At 35.0% G+C, this 13,110-nt stretch carries 21 protein-coding genes; 16 read left to right on the top strand and 5 right to left on the bottom strand.

Annotated features, from left to right (window positions below; genetic code table 11):
- Window positions 1-78: 78 nt before the first annotated feature.
- From CDOMC_RS01615 to CDOMC_RS10120, 7 genes are all read left to right on the top strand, one after another.
- Window positions 79-267: a helix-turn-helix transcriptional regulator gene (locus CDOMC_RS01615; protein WP_170020669.1), complete on the top strand. Its 189-nt coding sequence runs from the start codon at window positions 79-81 to the stop codon at window positions 265-267.
- Window position 268: 1 nt separating this feature from the next.
- The gene (locus CDOMC_RS01610) at window positions 269-721 is read left to right on the top strand and encodes a hypothetical protein (RefSeq protein WP_172127353.1); all 453 of its coding nucleotides are present in this window, start codon (window positions 269-271) and stop codon (window positions 719-721) included.
- Window positions 714-956, top strand: a complete 243-nt coding sequence (locus CDOMC_RS01605; protein ID WP_172127352.1) for a hypothetical protein — start codon at window positions 714-716, stop codon at window positions 954-956. The genes CDOMC_RS01610 and CDOMC_RS01605 overlap by 8 nt, the downstream gene beginning before the upstream one ends.
- The gene (locus CDOMC_RS01600; RefSeq protein WP_172127351.1) at window positions 946-1,164 is read left to right on the top strand and encodes a hypothetical protein; all 219 of its coding nucleotides are present in this window, start codon (window positions 946-948) and stop codon (window positions 1,162-1,164) included. Before CDOMC_RS01605 ends, CDOMC_RS01600 begins: the two co-directional genes overlap by 11 nt.
- A 2-nt stretch (window positions 1,165-1,166) precedes the next feature.
- Window positions 1,167-2,000, top strand: coding sequence for a phage antirepressor KilAC domain-containing protein (locus tag CDOMC_RS01595; protein WP_172127349.1), 834 nt, complete (start codon window positions 1,167-1,169; stop codon window positions 1,998-2,000).
- Between the two features lie 58 nt (window positions 2,001-2,058).
- Window positions 2,059-2,745 carry an aspartate carbamoyltransferase gene (locus tag CDOMC_RS01590; RefSeq protein ID WP_236861327.1) on the top strand — a complete coding sequence of 229 codons (687 nt, stop codon included), beginning with the start codon at window positions 2,059-2,061 and terminating at the stop codon, window positions 2,743-2,745.
- A gap of 502 nt (window positions 2,746-3,247) precedes the next feature.
- Window positions 3,248-3,577: a hypothetical protein gene (locus CDOMC_RS10120; protein WP_236861319.1), complete on the top strand. Its 330-nt coding sequence runs from the start codon at window positions 3,248-3,250 to the stop codon at window positions 3,575-3,577.
- Window positions 3,578-4,123: 546 nt separating this feature from the next.
- Here CDOMC_RS10120 and CDOMC_RS01580 read toward each other — a convergent pair.
- A complete protein-coding gene (locus CDOMC_RS01580) occupies window positions 4,124-4,327 on the bottom strand; it encodes an XRE family transcriptional regulator (RefSeq protein ID WP_172127348.1) in 204 nt (67 codons plus the stop codon).
- 140 nt (window positions 4,328-4,467) lie between these two features.
- Here CDOMC_RS01580 and CDOMC_RS01575 point away from each other — a divergent pair, with 140 nt between their 5' ends.
- The 9 genes from CDOMC_RS01575 to CDOMC_RS01535 all read left to right on the top strand — a co-directional run bounded on the left by CDOMC_RS01575 (window position 4,468) and on the right by CDOMC_RS01535 (window position 8,253).
- On the top strand, window positions 4,468-4,641 hold the full coding sequence (locus CDOMC_RS01575; RefSeq protein ID WP_172127347.1) for a hypothetical protein: 174 nt from the start codon (window positions 4,468-4,470) through the stop codon (window positions 4,639-4,641).
- A 29-nt stretch (window positions 4,642-4,670) separates the two neighbouring features.
- Window positions 4,671-4,907 (top strand): hypothetical protein, encoded by a 237-nt coding sequence (locus CDOMC_RS01570; protein WP_172127346.1) that lies wholly within the window; start codon window positions 4,671-4,673, stop codon window positions 4,905-4,907.
- Entirely contained in the window at window positions 4,904-5,137 is a 234-nt protein-coding gene (locus CDOMC_RS01565; protein ID WP_172127345.1) for a hypothetical protein, read from the top strand. The genes CDOMC_RS01570 and CDOMC_RS01565 overlap by 4 nt, the downstream gene beginning before the upstream one ends.
- Window positions 5,138-5,302: 165 nt before the next feature.
- Complete coding sequence (locus CDOMC_RS01560; RefSeq protein WP_172127344.1) at window positions 5,303-5,611, top strand: hypothetical protein; 309 nt, start codon at window positions 5,303-5,305, stop codon at window positions 5,609-5,611.
- A gap of 101 nt (window positions 5,612-5,712) precedes the next feature.
- Window positions 5,713-6,093, top strand: coding sequence for a hypothetical protein (locus tag CDOMC_RS01555; RefSeq protein WP_172127343.1), 381 nt, complete (start codon window positions 5,713-5,715; stop codon window positions 6,091-6,093).
- Complete coding sequence (locus CDOMC_RS01550; RefSeq protein WP_172127342.1) at window positions 6,068-6,349, top strand: DNA/RNA nuclease SfsA; 282 nt, start codon at window positions 6,068-6,070, stop codon at window positions 6,347-6,349. The genes CDOMC_RS01555 and CDOMC_RS01550 overlap by 26 nt, the downstream gene beginning before the upstream one ends.
- A gap of 392 nt (window positions 6,350-6,741) precedes the next feature.
- Window positions 6,742-6,978, top strand: coding sequence for a hypothetical protein (locus tag CDOMC_RS01545; RefSeq protein WP_172127341.1), 237 nt, complete (start codon window positions 6,742-6,744; stop codon window positions 6,976-6,978).
- The gene (locus tag CDOMC_RS01540) at window positions 6,962-7,243 is read left to right on the top strand and encodes a type II toxin-antitoxin system RelE/ParE family toxin (protein ID WP_172127340.1); all 282 of its coding nucleotides are present in this window, start codon (window positions 6,962-6,964) and stop codon (window positions 7,241-7,243) included. The genes CDOMC_RS01545 and CDOMC_RS01540 overlap by 17 nt, the downstream gene beginning before the upstream one ends.
- Window positions 7,228-8,253, top strand: coding sequence for a virulence RhuM family protein (locus tag CDOMC_RS01535; RefSeq protein WP_236861326.1), 1,026 nt, complete (start codon window positions 7,228-7,230; stop codon window positions 8,251-8,253). The genes CDOMC_RS01540 and CDOMC_RS01535 overlap by 16 nt, the downstream gene beginning before the upstream one ends.
- Before the next feature lie 845 nt (window positions 8,254-9,098).
- Here the strand turns inward: CDOMC_RS01535 and CDOMC_RS01530 are convergent.
- The 4 genes from CDOMC_RS01530 to CDOMC_RS10070 are packed head-to-tail and all read right to left on the bottom strand — an operon-like array spanning window position 9,099 to window position 13,106.
- Window positions 9,099-10,532, bottom strand: a complete 1,434-nt coding sequence (locus CDOMC_RS01530; protein WP_172127339.1) for a type I restriction-modification system subunit M — start codon at window positions 10,530-10,532, stop codon at window positions 9,099-9,101.
- Entirely contained in the window at window positions 10,525-11,088 is a 564-nt protein-coding gene (locus CDOMC_RS01525; RefSeq protein WP_172127338.1) for a restriction endonuclease subunit S, read from the bottom strand. Before CDOMC_RS01525 ends, CDOMC_RS01530 begins: the two co-directional genes overlap by 8 nt.
- Window positions 11,085-12,515, bottom strand: coding sequence for a hypothetical protein (locus tag CDOMC_RS01520; protein ID WP_172127337.1), 1,431 nt, complete (start codon window positions 12,513-12,515; stop codon window positions 11,085-11,087). The genes CDOMC_RS01525 and CDOMC_RS01520 overlap by 4 nt, the downstream gene beginning before the upstream one ends.
- An 18-nt stretch (window positions 12,516-12,533) precedes the next feature.
- Complete coding sequence (locus CDOMC_RS10070) at window positions 12,534-13,106, bottom strand: type I restriction-modification enzyme R subunit C-terminal domain-containing protein (protein ID WP_218975683.1); 573 nt, start codon at window positions 13,104-13,106, stop codon at window positions 12,534-12,536.
- Between the last annotated feature and the right edge of the window lie 4 nt (window positions 13,107-13,110).

Raw genomic sequence — 13,110 nt, 5'->3', positions numbered from 1 at the left:
TTTCGTTGCGTAGTATTTTAAATCGCGCCATAATTAGCCTAGTTTTGCAAGACTAATACACATATTAAAGGCTAAACGATGAAGCAAACCGAACTAAAACCAAAATACTTAAGAGCGTCGCAAATCGCACAGATTTACGGCATAGGATTAAGCACAGTGTGGTATTTTGCTAAACAAGGCTTTTTAAGACCTATCAAATTCAGCAAAAACATTACCTTTTTTGACCCCTCCGAAGTAGAGGCGTTTTTTATGAGAAAGGGCGCGTAATATGGCTAGGTTTAAAGATGAAGCCGAAGCTGGACTATACGGGCAGTTTCACGCCTATTTACAGCTAAAGCACCCCGATATTTTAAAAGTAGCACTAGAAAGCGGAACGAGTGAGCTACACAAAGGAGTTGATCAGGGGCTAAAGGTAGCCTTTGATTTATTTCATGCTTATACGGAAGCTTTTAAGGGCAAATTTGCAAAAACTGCGGCTAAGCTAGCCGATACCGACGAGGAAGCGCGCGAACAATATGCGAGAATGCTAAAAGAGTGCTACCCTCACATATTCGAGGAAACGCTAAATAGTGGCAATATGAAAACCGCAGATTTTAGCGGAGTAGCTTTTGACTTATTCTTAGCCTTAGTAGAGCAAGGCAAACAGCTCCAAAGCCTACAAGATGAGAATAAAAGGATAATCGAGACCTTTTTTATTCAAAGGAGTGCACACAATGAATAAGTTAAATTTTAAACCTAGCAAAGTGTGCTTTAGCGCAAATGATGAAGTTATGCTAAAGGCTTTTAAAAGGCATTTGCATACCTACAAAGTGGCAAGCATAGACGGAGCCGATCAGTCTTTGCTGGATTGTGCATTTGATTTATTTCACATAGTGCAGAAACAGCGAGAAAGCATTAAGACCCTAGAGGTTAAAGCGGGCATAAGAGAGCCGAAAAAGGACAAAAATGAGAAATAGTAGACATAAAAAGACACTGTTAAAAATAATGCTAGAGCAAGGGCGCGTAACGGCTGGACAAAAAAACTTAGGCATAAGTAACGCTAATCAGTATTTAGGCGACCTTAAACGCGAAGGAGTGATTAAAGACATACAAGCCAACGGGGAGCGTTTTAAATGGTGGTATATCGTCGATTTTGACAAAGCCAAAAAGAGAACAGGAGCTTAAAAATGAGTGCAATAGTAGCATTTAACAATCTAAATTTAGAGGTTATTGAGTATCAAGACACTTGGGCTTTATCAGACAGACAAGTAGCTCAAGGTTTTGGCGTAACCCAAAACGCAATACAGCAACAAAGAACCAAAGGAGCGACCGAATACATAGAGGGAATGCATTATTATTACAAAGATATGTATAACGACGGCAAAGGCGTACTAACAGACACCCCAGTGGGATCTACTAGGGTGTATCAAAAGCCTCAAAAAATGGTATTTTGGACTAAAAAAAGAGTTATTACTCTCGGATTTAAATTGACCGAAACGCCACAGACGATTTTATTCAGAGACTGGGCTAGTGATTACATACTAAACGGGCAAAACAACCCTACAAGCATTCAAGACGTCTTAGCAGACCCGCGAGCGGTAGCCAAAATTCTTTTAGACTACGCCGACACGCAAGACAAAAATAAATATCTCGAAGCTAAAATAAAAGCCGATGAGCCTTACGTGGATTACGGGCGAACGGTGGAAGCTACCGACGGGTGCATTTTAATAGGAACATACGCTAAAACGCTTTGCAATCAACATCAGGGCATAAATACAGGAAGAGCGCGTATTTTTCAAATAATGCGAGAGTTGAAAATTTTGCAATCAAACAACGAGCCTTATCAAGAATATTTAGATAAAGACTATCTGCGCTACATCCCGTGCGTATACAAAAAGCCAAACGGCGAAAAAGTTCAGGGGTTTACTCCGATGATAACACCCAAAGGACAGGTAAGGCTAACCGAGAAAATAATCGGGGCGATAAAAGCTAAAAATATGCCCCGTGAAGTCAAAATTTAAGCAAAATTATAAGGGCGGCTAGTGTCAAGCGACCGCCCTTAATTGTGGTTTTTAAAACGTGGAAATATTACCCTACATTAACAAAATCTTAGCTGAAACTCCAGAAGTAAAAATCGATACTATTCGAGCCAGCTTTTTTAAAAATGCGATTGCACAAAAGCACTTTAGCAAGCTTGATATTTTAAAAAGCATAGCCAAAAATCACGGGCTAAAATGGCGCAAAATGCGAAACAAAAAAGAGATTAAGATCGTGAGCCGTTATGAATTTAGAGGACTGAAAATCATCAATATTTACGAACTAGAGGATATGAGCATATTTTACGCCACTACAAAAAGTCTAAATAACTGCGATAAAAAAGCCGTTATTGAGTTTTACGGACTAAGGCAATATCATAAACCAGCCCCGTCCCTTGACCTCATCACAGAGCTTTTAAGCGCAGTTAATAACGTTTCTAGTATTGATTTATGCTTTGATAGCCAAAAGCCTTTTAATTTAGAAGCATTTGAAATACAAACCTACCAAAACACACACTACATAAAAAACGAGCTTGGAGTGCTTGAACGCGTATATTTTTATGATAAAGCTCTAAAAAATAATCTCAATTTACCACTGTATCGCGTAGAAGCTACTGCGCCGATTATCGATTTTAATAAACCAGCTCCATTAAGCAAGCTTGATCGTCTTGATTTACAATTACGCCGAGCCGTGCGATTTCAAAGAGATAATAACCCTAGCTACTCTTGAAAAGCCTACAAACGCCTCTTACAAAGCGCACAACAACAAAAGAGAGTTAAGGGCATAATCCCTTATTTAACCTCATCGCTTTTTATTCATTTTGTCTAATTTAAACCCAAAAAAACAGATAAAAACCTTAAGCCGTTTTTTGCACCTCTCATTTACTTTAAGTTTTTATAAAAACGGTATAGGAAGCAAAACTAACTTATACAGTAAACGAGAGCAAAAAAGCCAAAATTTACTACTAATAAAAATCAACGCTAGATACTACGCTTTAGGGCTTTGCGCTATGTTACAAATAGAGCCAAAAAATGCACTTTAAGAAATCAAGCCCCTTAGTGTATACCCTACTCATTTACTTTCCCTCTATCAAAATCCTATCCTTTTTAATAATCAACTCTCTCTAACCTTAAATCATACTCGCGCATTTTTTACAAAAATGAAACCCCCACAACAAGAAAAGCGAATACAAAAACACTCTAAAATTTCATAAAAAACAAAAAGGCTTATATTGGAACTAATCCCTCTTGACCTAAAACCTCTTAGCAAGCTTTATGATGTCTTAGATAAGTTTTATCCAAATTGGGAGGCTAGACAAGACGACTACTATCTCACAGAGTTAGCCTTTATGATCCTAAAAGTCTTTAAATGCTCTTACACGGACGAAACCATCATAAATAATCTAAGAACCTGCAAAGTGGATAAATACCAAGACGAGCTAAGCAAAATTTACGAAATGCCATTAGAGGCTTATACGTGGATATGTGATAACAGAATGGCAAAAGATAGAGCAAAGGCATCTAAAAAGAGATATTTAAAAAGGGAACACCTTCCGCAATAAAAAAGCACCATAAAAACGGAGCTTAAAAAGACTAATGTGAAAAAAGGGAACATAAAAAGGAACGATAATACAGAACCAAACCGTAAGGCTATCAAAACAAGCCCAAGAAGCAACGAACGCATATCAAAACACCAAAGGTATTAAAAAGAGCTAAGACCTCATCGGTGGGCTTATTTTGCTTTTAAAGGGTATTGTTAAGTTAAAACCAACTCTTTCAACGCTTTTACTATTCAGTCGGCGGACGGAAAAAGCGATTTTGATATGAGGTAGTGCCATTTTTGCTATGAGGTAACAACAAAAAGGCAAATATTAAAGATTTATTAAAGAGTAGGATTTAAAGGTGGTAGCTACTACCGACACCCTTACGATTATATGTCTTTGCTTTAAAGTAGAGGCAATAAGTGGTAGGGTCGCCCACCATCCCTACACACTGATACGATGCCAGCCGGGGCGAATGGTGCAGATGCACGTTCACTTATTGCTAAGGAGCTATTTTATCAATCTTTAGGGGAAAATACAAGAGAGGTTAAAAAGTAAGTGATGAGGTTAAATATCTTTAGTAAGCTCTTTTATTTTTTCATATCGGTTTGATTTTTCGTAGTTTAATAACCAAGTTTCTACCCAATATGGAATATTTTGAGATGAACCCCAATTATTAACTGAAGTAGGCAAAACCCCCACAAGCTCCGCAAATTCCTTTTTTGTTAAATTAACCCTTTTTAGCAATTCATTAAATTCTTGTTTATCCATATGTTAGCCTTTTATACTTATTTAATTATCGTATTATATCAAAACATATTTAAATAAGTATAGTATTGCTTGACAAAATATTTATATAAGTATATAATTTATAATAAATAAACTTAAATAAGTAGCTTAAAGGAACTAAAATGACTTCATACGACTACGAGGAAACGGCATTGAGAGTTAGCGGATTAAGAGTTATGCTTAATAGCCTTATCGGTTTTGACCTTAGAAACGGCAATTTAACCGATGACAACCTAGACGGCATAGCTCTTTTAGTAAATGAAACCTTGCTATCAATAGAGCAAGACATTAAATAAATTGTGAAATCAACATCAAAGGAGACCAAATGAAACTAACGTTTGAAATAGAGAACGAAGTAGATTTAGTTGATGAGATAATACCTGCACTTAATGCAATATCCCATATTACCCACGCTTTGCCGTATCATACAAAAGGAGTAGGCATTAATCACAACAGAGACTGCGAAACACATTATTTTTTAAGTTGCTTAATAGATGACATAGCAGACGAAATAAAAGCTTATGCAGACAGAAAAACCAAAGAAGCAAAGGAGATTAAATGAAAATCACAACATCAGGACTACAAGCCATTAAGGCAGATTATGCTGAATATGCTATACAGCATAATGACGGAAGCGATGAGGTAAGCGAACAAAAGCTTTATGAGATAGGTTACTTAGCTTATTACAGCTGCAGACAAACGAAAGGAGATTACGAGAGAGCATTAACAAGTAACGGGGTTTTAAGAGCAAGGAGCGAACAAGCCGAGAACAGAGCCGAAGCACTGCAATAGGATAACATAAGGCTCTATCAACTTATCGGCAGAGAAACCGATAAAAATAAACAGCTACAAGACAAGCTAGATAATCTACAATCGGCTCTTTTATTATTTAAAGAGGGCGACATTAACCAAGATGAACTAATAGAAACCTTACTACTAGAAAGCGAGGGTTAAGAGATGAACGCAAATGAAATTTTAAAAGCAGTAGGCAAAGACCTATCGGACACGGAGCAGAAGTTTTTAAAATTATTAGCTACTTACCAAAACGACAAACAAGAGGGCAAAGGGGTAACTTTTGACGTAATGGACTGCGCCTTTGATTTATTCGTAATGCTTGAAAACCTAGCAGGCAATTACAAAGCCTTAAAGGCTAGATATGAGGACTTACAAAGGGCAGTTAGGCTTTATTGCTTAGGCAAGCTTAGCAAAGAGGAGCTATTAGCGGAAATGGTAACGGCAAACGTAGAAATAAAGGATAAAAAATGACCTATCAAGAGTTTAAATTTTATCAATCCATTATCGGTTGCCGTGAGGGCTTAACAATCAAAGACTTTATTATCTTTGTAAGATCATTTAAAGGGTAAGCGATGAGTAAAGAGCATTTTTATCAAGCAAGCAAGGAAGTTTTAAAAGCTAACAATAAGGCTTTTAACGTTAGAGGGCTACTAAAGACGGATAAAGAAAAGGCAAAGCTAACAGCCGGAGCAATGGCAAAAGAGTTTGAAGCCAAAAAAGACTACAACGAAGCACCAAGAGAGCTTATTATTAAAACGAGTGAATATCTGCAAGAGCTAGAAACCCAAAAGGAATTTATGCGGATAGTAAATCAAAATATTGAAGTTGAGAACTTGAAAATATTTACCAAAATATTTATTCTGGAAGTTGAACGCATACAAGACGAAATAATAGGCTTTATTGACAGATACGTATTAGGGGAAGACAATGACAAAACAAGCGAAATACATTAACGCTATGCTAGAGGATAAGAGCGCAAAGGCTAAATTTGCCTACGAGATAGCAAAGCGAGAGGCAAAAGGGTTAAACAAACTAGAAGCCACATACCAAGCAGGCTATCAGGCTTATTGTGCTTTTAACTACTATGCTAAAGAGTGCCAATACCTGGATAAGCAAAACGAACATTTAAAAGAGCTAATCGACAAGCTCGAGCAAGCAAAGCCTAAAGGCTCATATCGGTGGCACGGCGGATCAAGTCAAGCTAGATAGTTTTAACAAGGGGGGGGCAGCAGTAAAGACCCCATCGATTAAGCCTGTTGTACCTTTAAAGGGTGAAAGACCTGAACGGCTTTTAAAAGGTAGATAAGGGAAGCGCCAGCATAAGGGCGATAATCTTATGCTTGGTATCAGCCGAGCATTTAGCATTTCAGGCGGTTTTTAATAAAGCTAAAATGCGATAAAATTCAACCCTTGTGTCACAATGTAAAAATGAACACTAAAATGAGCAATCACAAGCAAAGCAAAGCACGATAATATCGAAGCTAAGATAATGCAGTAATAACAAAATGAGCAACAAAATGAACGCCATTTTGAACGCTAGAGAGCTAATATTTTTCTAAGTGTGGAGTGGTTAGAATATGACAAACGACAAAGGGGCTAGTATGAATACTCTAACACTTACAACTGATAATAGCGACTTCATAGCAAAAGCCAAAGAGGTATTATTAACCCTAGCCAAGTGCGATAATGTCAAAATAAGCTTAGATGATGACCCCCTATCTGCTGAATATGAAAAAAGAGCAGATGAAGCTTTAAGAGGTATCGGGCTTATTAATGAAACAGAAGCTTTGAGTATTGCAAGCAAGATCAAGAGCGGAACTTATGCAAGTAAAATTTAAAGAGCGTTTCTTTGATGAACTCAATACAATAAGCGACTTTATCAAGCTTGATAGCGAAGCAAGGGCGGTTAATTTCGTTGATGAGCTTATGGATAGGTGCTTTGGATTAAAAGAGCTACCAAACGCACACAGACCAAGCCAAAAAGTCAAGCGTGATAATGCAAGAGATTTAATTTTTAAAGGCTACGTTATTCCATACCTGATAAGCAATGATGAAATTTTGATATTAGGCATTTACAAAGGCAATAATTGGGAAGCGCAATGATAGACACTAAAGAGCAAAATTTTATTATTTATTCAACGGGTGATAATAAAGTCAATATTCAAATATTAGCCGACAGAGAAAACGAGACAATATGGCTAAATCAAAAACAGATAGCTGATATTTTTGATACTAGCAAGCAGAATGTATCATATCACATAAAGAATATTTTAGACGAAAGAGAGCTAAACTACGCAACTGTAAAAGAAATTTTGACAGTTCAAGCAGAGGGAAATAGAGAAGTTAAAAGAGAAGTTGAACATTACAATCTTGATATGATAATCGCAGTAGGCTATCGTATAAACAGCGTAAAAGCAACACAGTTTAGGAAGTGGGCTACCGGCACGTTAAAAGAATACATCATTAAAGGCTTTGTGCTTGATGATGAGAGACTAAAGCAAGGCAACAACGTATTTAATAAAGACTACTTCAAAGAATTACTAGAACGCATACGAGCCATAAGGGCTAGTGAAAAGTTATTTTATGAAAAAGTCAGGGATTTATTCGCACTAAGTGCAGACTACGATAAAACATCGCAGACGGCTAAAAATTTCTTTGCTAATATCCAAAACAAATTAGAATATGCAGTAACTAAAAAGACATCGGCAGAGATTATCAAAGAGCGTGCAGATCATACAAAGCCGAATATGGGCTTAACGACATGGAGCGGAAGCGGCAGAGGCAAAGAGCCGATAAAATTGGATGTAGCCGTAGCCAAAAATTATTTATACGAAGACGAAATAAGTAAGCTCAACAGATTAACGGGTATGCTGCTTGACTATTTAGAAACTCAAGCAGAGCAAGGAGTGTTAATCACGATGAGCGATTGGGATTTAAAGCTAGACGGCTTTTTAACTTTTAACGGCTATGAAATTTTAAAAGGTTTTGGTAAATTTAGCTCGGATAATGCAAAAGCTAAAGCAGAGTTAGAATATACAAAATTTAAAGAACTCAAGCAAGATGAAAGCTTTAAAGACGAAGTAAAGCGAATAGTTGCTAAAGGCAAAAAATAAAGCCTATTGTAACGAAGCGTGAAACTAAAAAATGATGAGGTTTCACATTTTAACCTTAATTAAGTTTCGAGCTAAAAAAGTTGTGAAACATATCAAATCTTAAACCAAAACACCTACTTTAAGCTAACGAAACTTAAAAAACAAGTTTGCTTAAATTAAAAATCACGTATTTTAGGATATTCCAAATACTTTGTATTGAAAATTGGAGTTTTCATTACCATATTTTTGGGCTTTAAAAACTTAACTATCCAGAAAATATTTTAAAAATATTTTTTATCATTTTTTAAAGCTAAATAACGAATTTTCAGGCTTTACAATAATATCAGTCGCCTCTAACCACCATTTCTTTTAAAACCCTTATTTCATCGGTATTTTTAAACTTTAAGGTTTGACTAGGTGCCATCTTGGGTGCCATTTATTTATATCTTTATATCTAATAAAAAATACAAATTATTCAAAAACATAGAATTTAATTCAAAGATGTATGAAAATATTTTTGTGAAAATCTAACAATCTAATAAGTTTAATATTTTAGTTTTTACTACAACTCATTAAAATAATAAATATTATCTTATATTAAATTAATATTACTAATTTATGAAAAGTAGACAAATACAGACATCTGTCTTGCATATAGGGCGAGGATACTTTTTGTCTGACAAGTCAGACAAAAATCTCTCGTTAGGGAGTTGCCCCTAAGACCCCATGCCGGCTTATACTTTTAGATCTAAAATCAGCAAAGCTATACTTGATTTAGTTATACAAGTTAAATTTATTGTAATTATTTCATAAAATATGCCCATCATAAAATGGCATTTATTTACCTGCTAAATATAAAGCTTTATTTATAGATCCACTTTACCAAGTTCACTTATGGCATTTTGCAAATTCTCCATTATTTCATCTAAAATGACTTTTGGATCAGGCAAATTTTCTAAGTCTTGCAAAGACTCATCCTTAAGCCAAGTAATGTCAAGGTTCGTCTTATCTCTTGATAAAATTTCATCGATACCAAATTTCTTAAATCTCTCGCTTTCTTTTCGTCTGGTTATATCTTCTGCATTATAGCAATTCATAAAATCCTCTAAATCACTCTCTTTTAAAGGATTTGCTACAAGTGTGAAATTCTGATTCGTGCGAAAATCATAAATCCAAATTTCTTTAGTTGCATACTCATCGTTGCTAACATGCACTTTATCAAAAAACAGCACATTTGCCTTAACGCCTTGTGCGTAAAATATCCCCGTCGGAAGCCTAAGAATAGTATGTAGCCTAAAGCCACCAAGCAGTCTTTGCCTTACTTTTTCACCCGCTCCACCCTCAAAAAGCACATTATCAGGAAGCACCACGGCAGCTCTTCCGCTGATTTTTAGCACACTCATTATGTGTTGTAAAAAATTTATCTGTTTATTTGATGAACTAACTATAAAATCATCTCTTTCATAGCTATCTCGCCCAGTGCTTACCCCACCTTCTGCGTCCATGATTTTAGTTGAAGACTTTTTGCCAAATGGCGGATTTGTAAGCACTATATCGTATCTTTTTTCACCAAGGTTAAGTAGTGAATCTCCCACTTTCACAGGACTTTGCTCACCACCTATATCGTGCAAGTATAAATTCATAGCACAAAGGCTTACAACAAGTGGTGTTATGTCAGTCCCATTTAACAAATTTTGCTTTAAATTTGCTAGTTTTTCTTTGTCTTTACTCTGTTTTTTCATGTATTCAAAAGCCGAGAGCAAAAACCCGCCCGTACCGCACGCAGGGTCGCAAATACTATCATCGATACTTGGTCTCATCACGGCTACGATCGCGTTTATCAAAGCTCTCGGAGTGAAATACTGCCCAGCACCGCTCTTGCTTTCGGTTGCATTTTTTTGGAGTAAGCCTTCGTATATAGCGCCTTTCACATCTACATCAAGCCCCATCCAAGTTTCGTCGTTTATCATACTTACGATTCTTTTTAGCTTTGCCGGTTCGTTGATTTTGTTTTGTGCTTTTTGATATATCGTGCCGATAATGCCGTCCATTTTAGATAGCGCAGCAAGGGCGTTCGTGTATGCTTTTTCCAAGCTTTCGCCATCAAGCGAGCTTAGATACTCCCATGAGCAGTTATGTGGGATTTTTGAATTTGCACCCAAATTTTTGACCTTTTCATCGTCCATTTTTAAAAATATCAGATAAGTAAGCTGCGAAACATAGTCAGTATAAGTAACTCCGCTATCTCTTAGCACGCTTGCGTAATTCCAAACTTTATTTATTAGGTTATTTTCACTCATTTTTGTCCTTTATTAGCTCGCCGTTAAATGCCTTTTGTAATATGCTTTGCTTTAAATTTTCGGCTTTTTGTAGGCTTTGCTCTATCAAATTTAAACTCTTATCAGCCACTTCAAAGCGTTTTTCTATTTCGGAGACGATTAAATTTTGTTCGGATAGTAGCGGAAGCAAAATTTCCCTTTTTGCATACTCTGAGATCCAATATCTCTTGTGTGTATCGCTTTTATGGTATATAGTTTGCATTAAATAAAAAAGAAATTTTATATTTGCATTATCTGAAGGCTTTAAAATTTTCATAGCCGATGATTTGACTTTAAATTTAAAATCTACAAATTTTGTAGCTGTAGTAAAATCATCAAATATGATTACAGGAATATCGGTAAAGATTCCATCTTTTTCATCAGTGTAGCCCAAAATAAAACTTTTACCAGCTGTTAAAACCGGTATCTCATATTCATCACTATATTCCGTGCTTTTAACTATATATTTTGCTGGCTGCTCATACTGTAAAACATCTTCAAATTTAAATTTTTTCCAATGTTTTGGAAAATTATTCATTTATCTGCACCTTTTGCAAGATTAGAAAGCATATCTTTAAACTCGTTTGGCAAATCTTTAATTTTTTTCATCATATCTTCTAAACTTATATCTTTATTATCTTTTGGCATTTTATCCATAAAATCAACAGGATTTTTAGAGATTATATCTATTGTTGATGACATTAATTTTGGCATCAATTCAGGATTTTCTTCTTTTAAATTTTCTATCTGTTCTTTGTAGCTTGCATAAGAACTCGTAACCGCAACCTTATGGGCATACTCTTGAGTTAATCTCATCGCCTCTTTTCGCCTATTAGTACAAAAAATAGCAAGCCAAATAAATGGCAATGAGATTGTGATTTTAGATAAAAAACCAAAAAGTATAATATATATTTTATCTCTTGGCAAAATAGATACATGATATGTTTGGTTTATTTGTCCTTTCATTTCAGCTAACTGGGTAATTGTTGCACTAATATCTTGACTTAAAATTTCATTTACGCCATAAAAAGCCCAAACTGCCACAATAACAACCATAAAAATACTTAAAACAAAACCCGTATTCCACTTCCAAATTTGCTTATCTATAGATTTTCTTTGCTCTTCATAAGAAGCTGCAAGACTTCCGTTTGTGGCTTTTTCATATAAACCTTTTATCTCTTTGTTATATTGGTCAAATCTTGTTTTCATATTTTCTTCATACTTAGCAAGTTCTGCAAACAAGTTATCAAGCTTTTGCTCTAGCCCTCCACCACGCGTATTATCGTCTTTTAATTCGCCAAAAATTTTAATGTAAAATTTGTTTATTTTTTCTATTTTATTAGAATTTTCCGTTATTAGTTTTGTAGTATTTTCTACATCTTGTGAAATTTTGTTTCTAAAATTTTCTATTTCTTGTTCGGTTGAAATATTGCTATCTTCTCTCTCTTCAAACAAGATATTTCTAAAATTTTCTATCTCATTATAGTACTCGTTTAATTTCTCTTTTTGACTAGAACTTTCATTTTTTATATTTTCTATTTCTTTTTTATATTTGGCTATATACTTTTCATCATCTTTGACTTGTTGTAAATTTATGTCATCAAGTGCGTTTTTTATAGACGAGTTGTAACTATTTATCATTTCAGATATGGTTAATTGTGCTAAATTTTTTGGAATATATACATTTGAATATTGTGCTAATTTTATTAAAGCAAAATCAATAAGTTCTGTTAAACGGCTTGTCGTATTATCCCAATCCATAAAGCAATTTTGAGTGTCATAGAAAAAAGCATTTGGCAATAATTTTTCATTTAATAAATTTATATAACTTTCTATATAAGACATAGCCTCTTTATTTCTAGCAAACTGCTCTAACTCATTTTGATTAATATTTTTTTCATCAATATTATTGACTTGCTCCTTCAGTGTTTTAAAATTATTTTTCAGTTGCTTAAGACTATTCATTTTTATCCTTTTTTATTTTTACGCCACTATCGCCAAATTTAACTCATTAAGCAACTTATCAAAATTGCTAAATAGCTTCTTGGCTTTAAATATTCCGCCTTTATCGCCTAAAAATTCTTGTATGTCGTTTGCGTTAAGGTGGGAATTTGTGATGATGTAGTCCTTGATAAGTCTTAAAAACTCAAGCTGCTCTTGGTTAAATTCCATGCCATGCTTTTTCTGCCTGCCAAGCCAAAGCTCAAAGCGTGAATTTGCAACAGAACTAAACTGTACAAGTTCATCATCAATGCCGATGGCAAATTTAACAAGCTGGACTAAATTTGTAAGACATTCGGTGATTTTTACTCTTTTTTCTTTTACTTTTGTAGCTTGTAGTATATAAAAGGCTTCCCAAACTCTTTCAGGGTCTAAAAGCGAACTTTTTAGCCTAGTATCAAGCTCTTTTATGATCTTGTAAGTAAGCGGTTTGCTTTTATAGCTTGTGTTGTAAATTATACTAAGGGCGTCTAATTCATCTTTATTATTTTCAATAAATTCCTTAAAATTGTGTGTCAAAGCATTCGCTTTTTCAAGGCTAAAATCAGCACTCAAAACT

It is taken from the genome of Campylobacter sp. RM16192, from assembly GCF_004803855.2.
Lineage (GTDB): Bacteria > Campylobacterota > Campylobacteria > Campylobacterales > Campylobacteraceae > Campylobacter_A.
The sequence above is the reverse complement of the archived record's forward strand: the minus strand, read 5'-3'. Positions and strand labels throughout refer to the sequence as shown.